Source organism: Cupriavidus sp. 10L43_2 (assembly GCF_056395265.1).
Window position 1 is genome coordinate 71,679 of the sequence record NZ_JBFTJE010000018.1, and the last position, 13,693, is coordinate 85,371.

General features: G+C 63.2%; 18 protein-coding genes. 2 read left to right on the top strand and 16 right to left on the bottom strand.

Annotated features, from left to right (window positions below):
- Positions 1-36: 36 nt before the first annotated feature.
- On the bottom strand, positions 37-1,440 hold the full coding sequence (locus tag AC1DEL_RS22040) for a cytochrome b (protein WP_477159179.1): 1,404 nt from the start codon (positions 1,438-1,440) through the stop codon (positions 37-39).
- 2 nt (positions 1,441-1,442) lie between these two features.
- A complete protein-coding gene (gene petA, locus AC1DEL_RS22045; RefSeq protein ID WP_092299240.1) occupies positions 1,443-2,060 on the bottom strand; it encodes a ubiquinol-cytochrome c reductase iron-sulfur subunit in 618 nt (205 codons plus the stop codon).
- Between the two features lie 218 nt (positions 2,061-2,278).
- Here petA and mscL point away from each other — a divergent pair, with 218 nt between their 5' ends.
- The gene (gene mscL, locus AC1DEL_RS22050; RefSeq protein WP_092299243.1) at positions 2,279-2,713 is read left to right on the top strand and encodes a large conductance mechanosensitive channel protein MscL; all 435 of its coding nucleotides are present in this window, start codon (positions 2,279-2,281) and stop codon (positions 2,711-2,713) included.
- 25 nt (positions 2,714-2,738) lie between these two features.
- Here the strand turns inward: mscL and AC1DEL_RS22055 are convergent, their stop codons facing one another.
- Positions 2,739-3,485 carry a Nif3-like dinuclear metal center hexameric protein gene (locus AC1DEL_RS22055; protein WP_477126235.1) on the bottom strand — a complete coding sequence of 249 codons (747 nt, stop codon included), beginning with the start codon at positions 3,483-3,485 and terminating at the stop codon, positions 2,739-2,741.
- Between the two features lie 20 nt (positions 3,486-3,505).
- On the opposite strand from AC1DEL_RS22055, the gene AC1DEL_RS22060 reads away from it, so the two are divergent.
- Complete coding sequence (locus AC1DEL_RS22060; protein WP_092299249.1) at positions 3,506-4,699, top strand: Do family serine endopeptidase; 1,194 nt, start codon at positions 3,506-3,508, stop codon at positions 4,697-4,699.
- A 354-nt stretch (positions 4,700-5,053) separates the two neighbouring features.
- On the opposite strand, the gene AC1DEL_RS22065 is transcribed toward AC1DEL_RS22060, so the two are convergent.
- The 13 genes from AC1DEL_RS22065 to hisB all read right to left on the bottom strand — a co-directional run bounded on the left by AC1DEL_RS22065 (position 5,054) and on the right by hisB (position 13,692).
- Entirely contained in the window at positions 5,054-6,196 is a 1,143-nt protein-coding gene (locus AC1DEL_RS22065; protein WP_255370939.1) for a porin, read from the bottom strand.
- Positions 6,197-6,450: 254 nt separating this feature from the next.
- Positions 6,451-7,239, bottom strand: coding sequence for a twin-arginine translocase subunit TatC (gene tatC / locus AC1DEL_RS22070; RefSeq protein ID WP_092299256.1), 789 nt, complete (start codon positions 7,237-7,239; stop codon positions 6,451-6,453).
- A gap of 94 nt (positions 7,240-7,333) precedes the next feature.
- Entirely contained in the window at positions 7,334-7,849 is a 516-nt protein-coding gene (tatB, locus tag AC1DEL_RS22075; protein ID WP_092299259.1) for a Sec-independent protein translocase protein TatB, read from the bottom strand.
- A gap of 77 nt (positions 7,850-7,926) precedes the next feature.
- A complete protein-coding gene (gene tatA / locus AC1DEL_RS22080; RefSeq protein ID WP_092299262.1) occupies positions 7,927-8,163 on the bottom strand; it encodes a Sec-independent protein translocase subunit TatA in 237 nt (78 codons plus the stop codon).
- A gap of 152 nt (positions 8,164-8,315) precedes the next feature.
- Positions 8,316-8,672 carry a histidine triad nucleotide-binding protein gene (locus tag AC1DEL_RS22085; RefSeq protein WP_092299265.1) on the bottom strand — a complete coding sequence of 119 codons (357 nt, stop codon included), beginning with the start codon at positions 8,670-8,672 and terminating at the stop codon, positions 8,316-8,318.
- Positions 8,673-8,708: 36 nt separating this feature from the next.
- Positions 8,709-9,101 (bottom strand): DUF4870 family protein, encoded by a 393-nt coding sequence (locus AC1DEL_RS22090; protein WP_092299268.1) that lies wholly within the window; start codon positions 9,099-9,101, stop codon positions 8,709-8,711.
- 72 nt (positions 9,102-9,173) lie between these two features.
- A complete protein-coding gene (locus tag AC1DEL_RS22095; RefSeq protein WP_092299271.1) occupies positions 9,174-9,560 on the bottom strand; it encodes a phosphoribosyl-ATP diphosphatase in 387 nt (128 codons plus the stop codon).
- Positions 9,561-9,562: 2 nt separating this feature from the next.
- Complete coding sequence (gene hisI, locus AC1DEL_RS22100; protein WP_092299274.1) at positions 9,563-9,964, bottom strand: phosphoribosyl-AMP cyclohydrolase; 402 nt, start codon at positions 9,962-9,964, stop codon at positions 9,563-9,565.
- Between the two features lie 2 nt (positions 9,965-9,966).
- The gene (gene hisF, locus AC1DEL_RS22105) at positions 9,967-10,737 is read right to left on the bottom strand and encodes an imidazole glycerol phosphate synthase subunit HisF (protein ID WP_092299276.1); all 771 of its coding nucleotides are present in this window, start codon (positions 10,735-10,737) and stop codon (positions 9,967-9,969) included.
- A 68-nt stretch (positions 10,738-10,805) separates the two neighbouring features.
- Positions 10,806-11,549, bottom strand: coding sequence for a 1-(5-phosphoribosyl)-5-[(5-phosphoribosylamino)methylideneamino]imidazole-4-carboxamide isomerase (hisA, locus tag AC1DEL_RS22110; RefSeq protein ID WP_092299279.1), 744 nt, complete (start codon positions 11,547-11,549; stop codon positions 10,806-10,808).
- A gap of 184 nt (positions 11,550-11,733) precedes the next feature.
- A complete protein-coding gene (gene hisH / locus AC1DEL_RS22115) occupies positions 11,734-12,387 on the bottom strand; it encodes an imidazole glycerol phosphate synthase subunit HisH (RefSeq protein ID WP_177219986.1) in 654 nt (217 codons plus the stop codon).
- Positions 12,384-13,007, bottom strand: a complete 624-nt coding sequence (locus AC1DEL_RS22120) for a YchE family NAAT transporter (protein WP_092299282.1) — start codon at positions 13,005-13,007, stop codon at positions 12,384-12,386. Before AC1DEL_RS22120 ends, hisH begins: the two co-directional genes overlap by 4 nt.
- Positions 13,008-13,104: 97 nt before the next feature.
- The gene (gene hisB, locus AC1DEL_RS22125; RefSeq protein ID WP_477126236.1) at positions 13,105-13,692 is read right to left on the bottom strand and encodes an imidazoleglycerol-phosphate dehydratase HisB; all 588 of its coding nucleotides are present in this window, start codon (positions 13,690-13,692) and stop codon (positions 13,105-13,107) included.
- Position 13,693 lies beyond the last annotated feature (1 nt).

Sequence of the window (13,693 nt, forward strand, 5' to 3'; positions counted from 1 at the left end):
TTGTGTCCTTGTCCTCTTTTGGGGGTCGCGCGGCGCTTAGTGCGGATGGAACGTGACACGCTCCGGCACCGGCTTGAACTCGCCGGCACGGCTCCACAGCGGCATGGTCAGGAAGAAGGCGAAGTACAGCAGCGTACCGAGCTGCGACACCTTCTCACCCACCGGCGACGGCGGTTGCACGCCCAGGTAGCCGAGGACCAGGAACACCACCACGAAGACAATCAGAATTGTCTTATGGAAGGCGGGACGATAGCGGATGGACTTGACCGGCGAGCAGTCGAGCCAGGGCATGAAGAACAGCACGACCACGGAGCCGCCCATCACCAGCACGCCCCAGAACTTGGCTTCGATGAAGTAGAAGCCTGCCGCCAGGATCACGAGGATCGCCACCGAGCCGATCTTCACGCGCACATCCTTGCTGCGCAGGACCACCAGGCCCAGCACGATGGCGAAGAACAGCCACAGCACCGGCAGGAAGTTCGACGTCGTAGCGCGCAGCATCGAATAGAACGGGGTGAAGTACCAGACCGGCGCGATGTGCGGCGGCGTCTTCAGCGGATCGGCCGGGAAGAAGTTGTTGGCTTCGAGGAAATAGCCGCCCACTTCCGGGAAGAAGAAGATCACCGCCGAGAAGAAGAACAGGAAGCCGCCCACGCCCAGCAGGTCATGCACCGAGTAGTACGGGTGGAACGGAATGCCATCCAGCGGGATGCCGTTCTCGTCCTTCTTCGCCTTGATCTCCACGCCGTCCGGGTTGTTCGAGCCCACTTCGTGCAGCGCGATGATGTGCGCCACGACCAGGCCGAGCAGCACCAGCGGCACCGCGATCACGTGGAACGAGAAGAAGCGGTTCAGCGTGGCATCGCTCACCACGTAGTCGCCGCGGATGAACAGCGACAGGTCCTGGCCGATCACCGGGATCGCCGAAAACAGGTTCACGATCACCTGCGCGCCCCAGTACGACATCTGGCCCCASGGCAGCAGGTAGCCCATGAASGCCTCGGCCATCAGGCACAGGAAGATCRSGCAGCCGAAGATCCAGACCAGYTCGCGCGGCTTGCGGTACGARCCGTACAGCAGCCCGCGGAACATGTGCAGGTAGACCACGACGAAGAACGCCGAGGCGCCGGTGGAGTGCATGTAGCGCACCAGCCAGCCCCACGGCACCTCGCGCATGATGTACTCCACGCTGGCAAAGGCCACCGGAATGCCAGCCGCGTTGAGCGTGCCGTCCGGCTTGTAGTTCATCACCAGGAAGATGCCGGTGACGATCTGGATCACGAGGACCAGCAGCGCCAGCGAGCCGAAGAAGTACCAGAAGTTGAAGTTCTTCGGCGCGTAGTACTTGGAGAGATGATCTTCCCAGAGCTGGGTGGCAGGGAAACGGGCGTCGATCCAGCCCAGCAGCCCGGTGGTCTTGACTTCTTTTTCGGCCGCCATGATCAGGCTTCTCCTTTCTCGTCCTTGCCGATCACGATCTTGGTGTCGGACAGGAACTGGTACGGGGGGACGTCAAGGTTCTGCGGGGCCGGCTTGTTCTTGAACACGCGGCCCGCCAGGTCGAACGTCGAGCCGTGGCAAGGGCAGAGGAAGCCGGGATCGGCGCCGAGCTGGGGGTTGGCGCCAGACACGAACGGACCGGACGGCGAGCAGCCAAGGTGGGAACAAATGCCGACGACCACCAGCAGGTCCTTGTGCTCGGCACGGGAGCGGGTTTCGTTTTTGGCGTAGTCCGGCGTCTCCATCGTGAATGGCACAGCGGACTTGGGATCAGCCACCTCGCTATCGGTTTTCTGGAGCGAGGCCAGCATTTCAGGGGTGCGACGAAGAATCCAGACCGGCTTGCCACGCCATTCCACGGTCATCATCTCGCCGGGCTTGAGGCCACCGACATCGGCCTCGACAGGTGCCCCGGCGGCTTTGGCCTTCTCCGACGGTGCAAAGGTACTGACAAAGGGCACTGCTACTGCTACGCCTCCTACGCCGCCCGCGACAGATGTCGCGATCAACCAATTGCGGCGACCTTTGTCCACGTTCTTCACGTTTTGCTGGTCACTCATTCCAAACCCCAGGGGATGTCATCAATTAGATCTTGCGTCAACCAAAAATTATACCTGAGGCACATCCCTCGACGATAGGCGAACTACCGATAGCCGACTGGTCGATAATCGGTCATGGCAGCGCGAATCCCGCCCGCGGGCTTGCGCTCAGGGGTGCGATGATGCAGTCTGTGTCAAACGCAAACGTTAATCTGAAACAACAAAGCGGAGAATAACCAATGAGCATGATCAGCGAATTCCGTACTTTTGCGATGCGCGGCAACGTGATTGATCTCGCCGTCGGCGTGATCATCGGCGCAGCTTTCGGCAAGATCGTGGATTCCGTCGTCAACGACCTGATCATGCCAGTGATCGGCCGCATCATCGGCAAACTGGACTTCTCGAACATGTTCGTCGTGCTTGCGGACCCGCCTCCCGGCGTGCCGCATACCCTCGATGCACTGAAGAAGGCCGGCGTGCCGGTCTTCGCTTACGGCAACTTTCTCACCATCGTGGTGAACTTCGTCATCCTCGCCTTCATCATCTTCTTGATGGTCCGCGCCTTCAACCGGATGGCCGCGAAGCACGAGGAGCCGGCCACGCCGGCCGCCACGCCCGAGGATATCGTGCTGCTGCGCGAGATCCGCGACAGCCTGAAGACGCCGCGCGCCTGACCGCGCGCCACGCCCGGAGCCCGGCTCAGACCGGGTTCGGAATATCGATGAAGGTATGGCGCAGCCCGAAACGCTGCGCCAGATGCTCGCCCACCGCGCGGATGCCGTAGCGTTCCGTGGCGTGATGACCGGCGGCCAGGTAGGCCACGCCGCTCTCGCGCGCGAGGTGGGTGGTCTGCTCCGACACCTCTCCGCTCAGGTACACATCGACGCCAGCCGCTACGGCGGCGTCGAAATAGCCCTGCGCACCGCCCGTGCACCAGCCCACCTTGCGAATCATCTGATCGGGGTCGCCAATCGCCAGCGGCTCGCGCTGGAGCACCGCACCGACATGCGCGGCCAGCGCGTGCAGCGGCATCGGCTGCGGCAGTGCACCGGTCCAACCCAGTTGATCGTCGCTGAAACGGCCGTTCGGCATGAAGCCGAGCTGCAGGCCAAGCTGCGCATTGTTGCCCAGCTCGGGATGGTTATCGAGCGGCAGGTGGAAAGCCATCAGGTTGACGTCGGCGCCAAGCAGCCGTTTCAGGCGCGCATGCTTCTGGCCGATGACCCGGGCATCCTCGTTTTTCCAGAAATAGCCGTGATGGACCAGGATGGCGTCGGCGCCGGCCTCGATCGCCGCTTCGACGAGGGCCAGGCTGGCCGTCACGCCGGTGACGACGTGGGTGACCTCCGATCTACCTTGCACTTGGAGGCCGTTCGGGCAATAGTCCTTGAAACGGGAAACTTCCAGTAGATCGTTCAAGTACAATTCAAGCTCTTTTGTTTTCATTTTCTGCTCAAAACTCCAATATGTTGCGCCGATTCTGGCTGTTTTTCGCCCAGGCTGTCACCGTGGTGCTGGCCGTGTGGTTCGTCGTGGCCACGCTGAAACCCGAGTGGCTGCAGCGCGGGCGGGTGGCCGTGCAATCAGGCTCACCAATCGTGGCACTGAAGGAAGTGGTGCCGAGTGTGACGGGTTCCGCGGCCGAGGGCTCTTATAGTGACGCGGCGCGCCAGGCCATGCCTGCGGTGGTGAATATCTTCACGAGCAAGAACGGCTCGCGGCGGTCGCCCAATCCACAAACCGAGGATCCTTGGTTCCGGTTCTTCTTTGGCGACCGGCTGCCGGAGCGCCAGGAACCGGTGTCCAGCCTGGGCTCGGGCGTAATCGTCAGCGCCGAGGGTTATATTCTAACCAACCACCACGTGGTGGACGGCGCCGACGAAATCGAGATCGCCCTGACCGATGGGCGCAAGGCCAACGCCAAGGTCGTGGGTTCCGACCCGGAAACCGACCTGGCCGTGCTCAAGGTCACGCTCAAGGACCTGCCGGCGATCACGCTGGGCCGGATCGAGAATGTGAAGGTCGGCGACGTGGTGCTGGCCATCGGCAATCCGTTCGGGGTCGGCCAGACTGTGACGATGGGTATCGTCTCGGCGCTGGGCCGCAGCCACCTGGGCATCAACACGTTCGAGAACTTCATCCAGACCGACGCGGCGATCAACCCCGGCAACTCGGGCGGTGCGCTGGTTGACGCACAGGGCAACCTGCTCGGGATCAACACGGCGATCTACTCGCGCTCGGGTGGCTCGCTGGGGATTGGCTTCGCGATTCCTGTCTCGACGGCCAAGCAAGTGATGGAATCGATCATCTCCTCCGGCACGGTCACGCGCGGCTGGATCGGCGTGGAGCCGCAGGACCTGACACCCGAGATCGCCGAGTCGTTTGGGCTCGATGCCAAGGATGGCGCGCTGATTGCCGCCGTAGTCCAGGGCGGACCGGCGGACAAGGCTGGCGTGAAGCCGGGCGATGTGCTGGTGTCGGTCGATAACCAGGTGATCTCCGATACCACCGCGCTGCTCAATGCGATTGCGCAGCTCAAACCGGGGGCCGAGGCCAAGATGAAGGTGATCCGGCGTGGCAAGCCGGCCGAGGTCACGGTGACCATCGGCAAGCGCCCTCCCCCGCCACGGCGCGCAATGCCGCTTGATGAGGAAGAGTAGGACTGGCTGGAAGGTCGATCGGAAGCTGAAGGACCAGGTAGCCTGAATGTAAAAACCCCGCCGGGTAGCCGGCGGGGTTTTTTTGTTGGGGCGTGTGGGTCGATGGCCGATTGTCGAGATCGGGCGCCGAGGGCACCTCCGGCTGACCGCTGCAAGCCACGAGCAGGCCGTGCAGCGCGCGTCGCACAGCTCCCAGGTAGGGGGGCCTTACGGGGCATGCCGATCAAGCCAGGGCACCTGGCATGCTATCAACCACCACCCCATCCCACACCACAAAACAAAACGCCGACATCCTTTCGGATGCCGGCGTTTTGAATCAAGCCGAATCTGATGCGGGCTTACACCCGCGTCAAATTAGAACTTGTGACGCACACCAACCACAGCGCCGAACTGGTTAGCCGAGCCGTTGGTCGTGCCGAAGCCCGAACCAGCAGCGCCCGAGCTACCCAGACCGAGGGTCGAGCCGTCCTTGTTCTTCGTGTAGGCCACGTTCAGGTAAGCGTCAGTGCGCTTCGAGAAGGCGTAGTCAGCCGAAGCCACGAAGCTCCACGGATCAGCACCCGACGAACGGAAGTCTTGGTAGTAAGCGGCGCCCGTCAGCGACAGAGCCGGGGTCAGCTGGTAACCCATGCCCAGCCAGTACAGGTTCGACACGTTGGCGTCGACCGTACCGTTTGCCAGCGTACCGCCCGGCAGACGAGCGTTCGACAGGGCGTGCGCGTAGCGGTAGCCAGCGAACACCTTAGCCGGACCGAAAGCGTACGTACCAGCCAGCGAAGCGCGTTGGATCTTGGCGCGCGTCGTGTCGATGCCCACACCCGTCGGGTTGCCCAGGTTGGTTTCGTCGAACACAGCACCGATCGAGAACGGGCCGCCTGCGTAGATCAGGCTTGCGCTGTACTCACGGCCGGTCTTGTACGAGCCCGGAACTTCGCCAGCAACGCCGGTGTAGGCGTTAGCCGTACCAACCGTGTTGGCGCCCGTGCTGTACAGCAGCGAGGCGGTCAGGCCACCGAACTTGCCGATGTACTTCAGCGAGTTGTCGGCGCGGCTGCTGAAACCAGCGTCTTGCGACGTGATCGAGTAGTTCGTCGAGATGGCCATCGGGTCGAAGGCCAGACCGAAGTCATAGAACGGGGTCTGGTGACGGCCCAGCGACAGCGTGCCGTAGTTGCTTTGCAGACCAACGAACGCTTGACGACCGAACAGACGGCCACCTTGGCCCGACGTACCGGTGTCAACGTTGAAACCGCTTTCCAGAACGAACACGCCCTTCAGGCCGCCGCCCAGATCTTCCACGCCACGCAGGCCCCAACGGCTGCCGGACATGTTGCCCGAGGTCAGGCGCACAACGTCGTGGCTACCAGCCACGTTCGGCTGGTGGTTCTGGTACTCGATACCAGCGTCAACCACACCGTACAGGGTTACGCTCGATTGGGCATACGCGCCACCGGCGGCCATGGCGGCAACGGCAGCTGCAAACAGTTTCATCTTCATATCGACACTTTCCTTGTCAACTGATTGGGAAATCTTGGTTGCCCAAGTGCTTGGGCGACGCATTAACCTTCACGTCTGCGTCGTATTATGTGACACCCCCCCTCCCCGCCAGAAGACTTTTTCGCCGTAAACACGGTTTACCAACGTGGTTTGTTGTCATCAAGCAACAACAAATGCAGCATTTTTCCCCATGTTGGTGCAAAACCGCCCATTCGGACGTGGCAGAAACATCTCCGTTACAAGTACCGGGGAACTCAGTCGGCGGGGTTTTCGCCCGGCGCGGGCGTACCAAGCGGCTGCTTGGTCACAAATCGGGCGAGCAACAGGCCCAATTCGTATAGCGCGATCAGCGGCACGGCGAGCAGCAACTGCGACATCACATCGGGCGGCGTCACCACGGCGGCGACGATGAAGGCCCCGACGATCACATACGGGCGGATCTGCTTCAGTTTCTCGAGTTCCACCACACCAAATCGCACGAGGACGATGACCACCACGGGCACCTCGAAGGTAATACCGAACGCCAGGAACGTCGTCATGGCGAAACTCAGGTATTTATCGATGTCCGTGGACATGTCCGCACCCAATGGCGCGTTGTAATGCGCCATGAAATGAAACACGGTGGGAAACACGAGGAAATAGGCAAACGCCACGCCGCACAGGAACAGCAGGTAGCTGCTGCTCACCAGCGGCATGATCAGTTTCTTCTCATGCTGATACAGGCCCGGCGCCACGAACTGCCAGACCTGGTAGAGCACCCACGGCAGCGCGATCAGGAACGCCACGAGCATCGTCACCTTCATCGGTACGAAGAACGAGCCGGTGACATCGGTCACGATCATCCTGCCGCCCTTCGGCAGCGATTCCATCAGCGGCGCGGAGAACAGGTTGAAGATCTGCGGCGCCCAGTAGATCAGGCTGAGGAAGACGATGATGACCCCCGCCACCGCCTTGACCAACCGCTCGCGCAGCTCGATCAGGTGGGAGATGAAGGTTTCCTGCTGGGTTTCGTCGTTGGGGTCTTGGGAGGGGGAGTCGCTCATGGCGTAGCCGCTTCAGCCGTGCTGGCTGGCATCGTAGTTATCGTGGCGGCCGCCGCCAGCCTGCACGGCGGCGGGACGGCGCTGCACGGCATGGTTACTCGAAGAACGAGCGGGAGCGTCCGGTGGGCGGGCGATGCCGCTTCACGCGCGCGGCGCCTGACTGCACCCACACGCGCATGTTCTGCTGGCGCTTGAACCAGATCGGCCGCGCGCCCTGYTTGACGCGCCAGCTCTTGCGTCCGTTGTGCGACTTGTGCGCGGCGTCCCAGCTCGGCACGTAGCCGCCACCCACGCCGGGGCTGCCGGTGTCGGAAGCCGCTGTGTCGGTGCCGCCCAGGGCTTCGTTCAGCGCCTGGGACTGCTCGTTCACTTCCTTGTGGATCGTGCGCTCGACATCGCGCGCGGCGTCTTCGAACTCCGTGCGCATCTTGCGCAGTTCGTCCAACTCCACCTCGCGGCTGACTTCCGCCTTCACATCATTGATATAGCGCTGCGCGCGCCCGACGAGCGCGCCCACTGTGCGTGCCACCTTGGGCAGCCGTTCGGGACCGATCACGATGAGCGCCACGGCGCCTATCAGTGCCAGCTTGGAAATGCCGAGATCGATCATGCGGACATGGAGCCAGGGACACGAGAGGGGCGGGCCGACGCGAACGCGGCCGCCATGAGGAATTCAGGCAATTCGGCTTACTGCTGACGCGACTTGTCCTTCGCTTCCACGTCGATCGTGGTGGTATCGCGCAGTTCCTTGGCCGGGGCACCCGGCTCCTCGGCCGCGTTGCCATTGCCGTCCTTCATGCCATCCTTGAAGCCCTTGACCGCGCCACCCAGGTCGGTGCCGATATTGCGCAGCTTCTTGGTGCCGAACACGAGCATGACGATGACCAGCACGATCAGCCAGTGCCAAATGCTAAACGAACCCATTTCTTGCTCCTGATGAAGCCGCGGGCGATGGAGATTGGCCGCCCGGCCCCGTAGTTCCGTCCCTCAAAGGCCGCGTCGGGCGACGGTTGCCGACGCAGCACGTGGCCGGGACGCGAGTCCCGGTCCGCTGATACCCTGGCTGCCCCGATTGCTCAGGGCGCCGGTGCCTTCCACTGTTCGCGCGGGCCGCCGAGCACGTGGACATGAAGGTGGTAGACCTCCTGCCCGCCGTCCGGACCGGTGTTGATCACCGTCCGGAAGCCGTTATCGCAGCCGGCCTGGCGCGCCAGTTCAGGCACCTTGAGCATTATTCTAGCAAGCACATCCCCATCGCCGGGTCCGCAATCCGCCAGCGAATCGACGTGAGTCTTCGGAATTAGCAGGAAGTGTACCGGCGCTTTGGGATGGATGTCGTGAAACGCGAGCAGTTCGTTGTCTTCGTACAGCTTGTTCGACGGGATCTGCCCGGCCACGATCTTGCAGAAAATGCAATTGTCCTGAGATTTCATGACGTTTTTGTTGCGTGATGTCGGATCGTCGCGTTCTCAGAACTGCTGGTCCGGATACATGGGCTTGCGATCGTTCAGATACAGCCAACCCTTGACGATACGATACAGCATCCATAGTGACAACACGCACCACATCACCCAGGCTACCGGCGCCAGCAAAATCGTGAAGAACAGGACCCAGCTCAGCGCGAACCAGAGGATCGACCACCAGAACGTGCGGATCTGCCAGGCGAAGTGCGAGGCATACAGCGTGCCGCGCGTATCGTCGCGCTTCACGTAGTTCACCACGATCGCGATCAGCGCCGTGATCCCGCCCGTCAGCCAGAAAATGGCGTAGAGCGCATACAGGATATGCGTGAGCTTGCGCAGGCTGCTCAGCCTGTCGTCCTCAGCCGTGGTCGTGACTTGCGTGGTGGTGTCAGTCGCCATCGTGCCCTCCAGCGTCCGTTGCGTGCATTGCGCGCGGCGCGGGACGATTCCCGCGGCCACATGCGCATTATGCTACGCCTTGCGGCTCGCCTTCTCGGCCAGGCCGGAAAGTCCCTCGCGCCGCGCCAGTTCGCCCACCACGTCCGCCGGGCTCAGCCCGAAGCGGGACAGCAGCACCATGGTGTGGAACCACAGGTCGGCCACCTCGTAGACCACCTTGCCGGTGGCCTCGGCGCTCAGGCCGGCGGCGCGCGCGTCCTTGGCGGCCATCACGGTCTCGGTCGCTTCCTCGCCAATCTTCTTCAGGATGGCATCGTCGCCCTTCTGGAACAGCTTGGCCACGTAGGATTTGTCCGGATCGCCGCCGTTCTCGGGCTTGCGGGACTCGAGCGTGGCGGCCACGCGCGCCAGCACGTCGGCCAGATCTGCCGGGACGGCGGGGTTCGGGGTGTCGCTCATGGTTATTTGGCGTAGATGGTGGAGGGGTCCTTGAGCACCGGCTCCACGGTCTGCCAGTCGCCCGACTCCACATCGCCCTCGAATTTCTGGAAGAAGCACGAGTGACGGCCCGTGTGGCAGGCGATGCTGTCCACCTGCGTCACCTTCAGGAGCACCACGTCCTCGTCGCAATCCAGACGCATCTCATGGACCTTCTGCACGTGGCCCGATTCCTCGCCCTTGTGCCAGAGCCGCTTGCGCGAGCGCGACCAGAACACGGCCTCGCCCAGCTCCACGGTGCGCTGGAGCGCCTCGCGGTTCATGAACGCGAACATCAGCACATCGTTCGAGCCGACTTCCTGGACGATCACCGGCACCAGGCCGTTGTCGTCCCACTTCACCTTGTTCAGCCACTTCTTCGCCATGATCACATCCGGACGGGAATGCCCTCGCGGGCCATGAATGCCTTAGCCTCACCCACCGTGTGCTGGCCATAGTGGAAGATGCTGGCCGCCAGCACGGCGTCGGCGTGGCCCAGGCGGATGCCGTCGGCCAGGTCCTGCAGGCCGCCCACGCCGCCCGAGGCGATCACCGGCACCGGCACCGCGTCGCTGACCGCGCGGGTCAGTTCGAGGTCGAAACCGCTCTTGGTGCCGTCGCGATCCATGCTGGTCAGCAGGATCTCGCCGGCACCGCGCGTGGCCATTTCCTTCGCCCATGCCACGGCGTCCAGGCCGGTGGCCTTGCGGCCGCCGTGCGTGAAGACTTCCCAGCGCGGCGGCTCGCCCGGCGCGGAACTGCGCTTGGCGTCGATGGCCACCACGATGCACTGCGAGCCGTACTTGCCCGTGGCATCGGATACCAGTTGCGGATTGGCGATGGCCGAGGAATTCACGCTGATCTTGTCCGCCCCGGCATTGAGCAGCCGGCGCACGTCTTCCACGGCGCGCACGCCGCCACCCACGGTCAGCGGAATGAACACCTGCGAAGCCACAGCCTCGATGATGTGGAGGATCAGGTCGCGGCCGTCGCTGGTCGCGGTGATGTCGAGAAAAGTGATTTCATCGGCACCTTGCTCGTCGTATCGGCGCGCGATCTCGACCGGGTCGCCCGCGTCGCGGAGTTCGACGAAGTTGACCCCCTTGACCACCCGCCCGTTGGTCACGTCCAGGCAGGGGATGATACGTTTGGCTAACATGGGTTTCCTTGCCGCCCGCCCCTTGCCGGGTGGCGGCGTGTTGCCCGGCGCACCCGCGCCGGGGCGGCTTACTCTTCGCCCAGCTTGTCCGCGCGCGCCTGCGCCTCGGTGAAGTTGAGGTCGCCCGAGTAGATGGCACGGCCGCAGATCACGCCTTCCACGCCTTCGCGCTCCACCGCGCACAGTTGCTCGATGTCGGTCAGGTTGGACAGCCCGCCGCTGGCGATCACCGGGATCGACATGGACTGGGCCAGCTTCACCGTGGCGTCGATATTGATGCCCTGCAGCATGCCGTCGCGGCCGATATCGGTGTAGATGATGGCTTCGACGCCGTAGTCCTCGTACTTGCGTGCCAGATCCGCCACTTCGTGGCCGGTCAGCTTGCTCCAGCCGTCGGTGGCGACCTTGCCGTCCTTGGCATCGAGGCCGACGATGATGTGGCCGCCGAAGGCCGAGCAGGCGTCCTTCAGGAAGCCGGGGTTCTTGACCGCCGCGGTGCCGATGATGACGTACGACAGCCCGTCATCGAGCCAGCGCTCGATGGTGTTGAGGTCGCGGATGCCGCCGCCCAACTGGACGGGGATCTCGTCGCCCACCTCGGCGATGATGGCCTTGATGGCGGCCTCGTTGCGGGGCTTGCCGACAAATGCGCCGTTGAGGTCGACCAGATGCAGGCGACGCGCGCCCTGGTTGACCCAGTGACGTGCCATGGCGGCGGGATCTTCGGAAAAGACGGTGGCCTGGTCCATGTCGCCTTGTTTGAGGCGTACACACTGACCGTCCTTCAGGTCGATGGCCGGAATGAGCAACATAAGCGTGACGAGCGTGGTGGTTGTGTAAAAGGAAAAAGGCAGCGATGCCGGCGCGAGCGCCGGTGGGCTCAGGTCATGTCAGTTTGGCAGTTGGATGCGCAGTCTGGTCGGTGGCTCTGAACGATCGCTGGTCAGTATCGGGGCGCTTCGGTTCTCGGGTGCTTCTCACGCGCTTCTCGGCGCGTTACGGATTCCAGTGCACGAAATTCCGGTAAAGCTGCAAACCCATCGCGGCGCTCTTCTCCGGGTGGAACTGCGTGGCGAAAATATTATCGCGTGCCACCGCGCTGGTAAACACGCCGCCGTAGTCGGTTTCGCCCGCGATGTGCGACGCATCCTGCGCGCGCACATAGTAACTGTGGACGAAATAGAACCAGCTATCGTCCGGAATGCCCTGCCAGAGCGGGTGCGCGCGCGACTGCCGCACGCGGTTCCAGCCCATTTGCGGCACCTTGAAGCGCGAGCCGTCGGGCTGCGTCAGCCCTTCCAGCTCGAAACGGACCACTTCGCCCGGCATCAGTGCCAGGCAAGGCGTGGCCGCGTTGCCAGTGCGACTTTCGGTGCTACGGTCGAACAGCATCTGTTCGCCAACGCACACGCCGAGCATCGGCTTGCTCGCGGCCGCCTCCAGCACGGCCTCCTGCAACCCGGATGCGCCCAGCGCGCCCATGCAGTCAGGCATGGCGCCCTGCCCCGGCAGCACCACGCGGTCCGCCGCGCGGATGGCCTCGGGCCGATCCACCACCTGGACATCCGCTTCCGGTGCCGCGGCGCGCAACGCCTGCGCCACCGAGCGCAGGTTGCCCATGCCGTAATCCACAATTGCTATGGTAGTCATGATTTCAAAACAGGCAACAATGTCTTCAGCCCGTCCACAATGAACTCGACGGCCAGCGCCGACAGGATCAAACCCATCAGACGCGTGCCAATATTGATTCCGGTGCGCCCCATCACCCGTGCGATGGGGTCCGCCGCGCGGAACGTCAGGTACACCACGGCCCCCAGCAACACGCCAATCCCCACCAGCACCAGCGACTGCCACCAGTGCGCGGACTTGCCGGCATAGACGATCACCGTGCTGATGGACCCTGGCCCGGTCAGCAGCGGAATCGCCAGCGGCACCACCGCGATGCTGGCCTTGGCGTCAGCCTCGTCCTCTTCCTCGGGCGTGGCCTTGGTGCGGCTGGTCTGCGCGTTCAGCATGTTCATGGCCATCATGATCATGATCAGCCCGCCACCCACCTGCAACGACGCCACCGAGATATTGAAGAATTCGATGATCTGCTGCCCCAGCAGCGCCGAAACCGCCACCACGATCGCCACCGACATCGACGCCGTCTTGATGGTACGCAGCTTTTCCGCTTCCGTCTGCTGACTGGTCAGGCTGATGAAGAACGGGATCGCCCCGATCGGATTGATCAGCGCCAGCAGCGAGATAAAGGACTTGAGCGTATCCATCGGTTGCGGGGTCGGGTGAGCGTCAGCGGGCGCCGCAACCGGCCGGCACGCCTGCAGGTTCGGGTCGGGCCCGGCAGCGGGCCCCTCGCCTTATGCCTTAAAGCGTCCCTTTTGTCGATGGAATCATGTTGCCCGCGCGCGGGTCAAGCTCCACCGCCATGCGCAGGGCCCGCCCGAAGGCTTTGAACACCGTTTCGCATTGATGGTGGGCATTGATGCCGCGCAGGTTGTCGATATGGAGCGTCACGCCGGCGTGATTGACGAAACCTCGGAAAAATTCGATGGTCAGGTCCACGTCGAAGCTGCCCACGCGGGCACGGGTGAACGGCACGTGGAATTCCAGGCCCGGGCGGCCCGAGAAGTCGATCACCACGCGCGACAGGCACTCATCCAGCGGCACATAGCTGTGGCCGTAGCGGGTGATGCCCTTCTTGTCGCCGATCGCCTTGGCCACGGCCTGGCCGAGCGTGATGCCGACGTCTTCCACCGTATGGTGGTCGTCGATATGCAGGTCGCCACGGGCCTCGACCTCGAGGTCGACCATGCCATGGCGGGCGATCTGGTCCAGCATGTGGTCGAGGAACGGCACGCCGGTGGCCAGCTTCTGGCGACCGGTGCCATCAAGATTCAGCGAAACGCGGATCTGCGTTTCCGAGGTATCGCGGGTGACCTCTGCTACACGCATG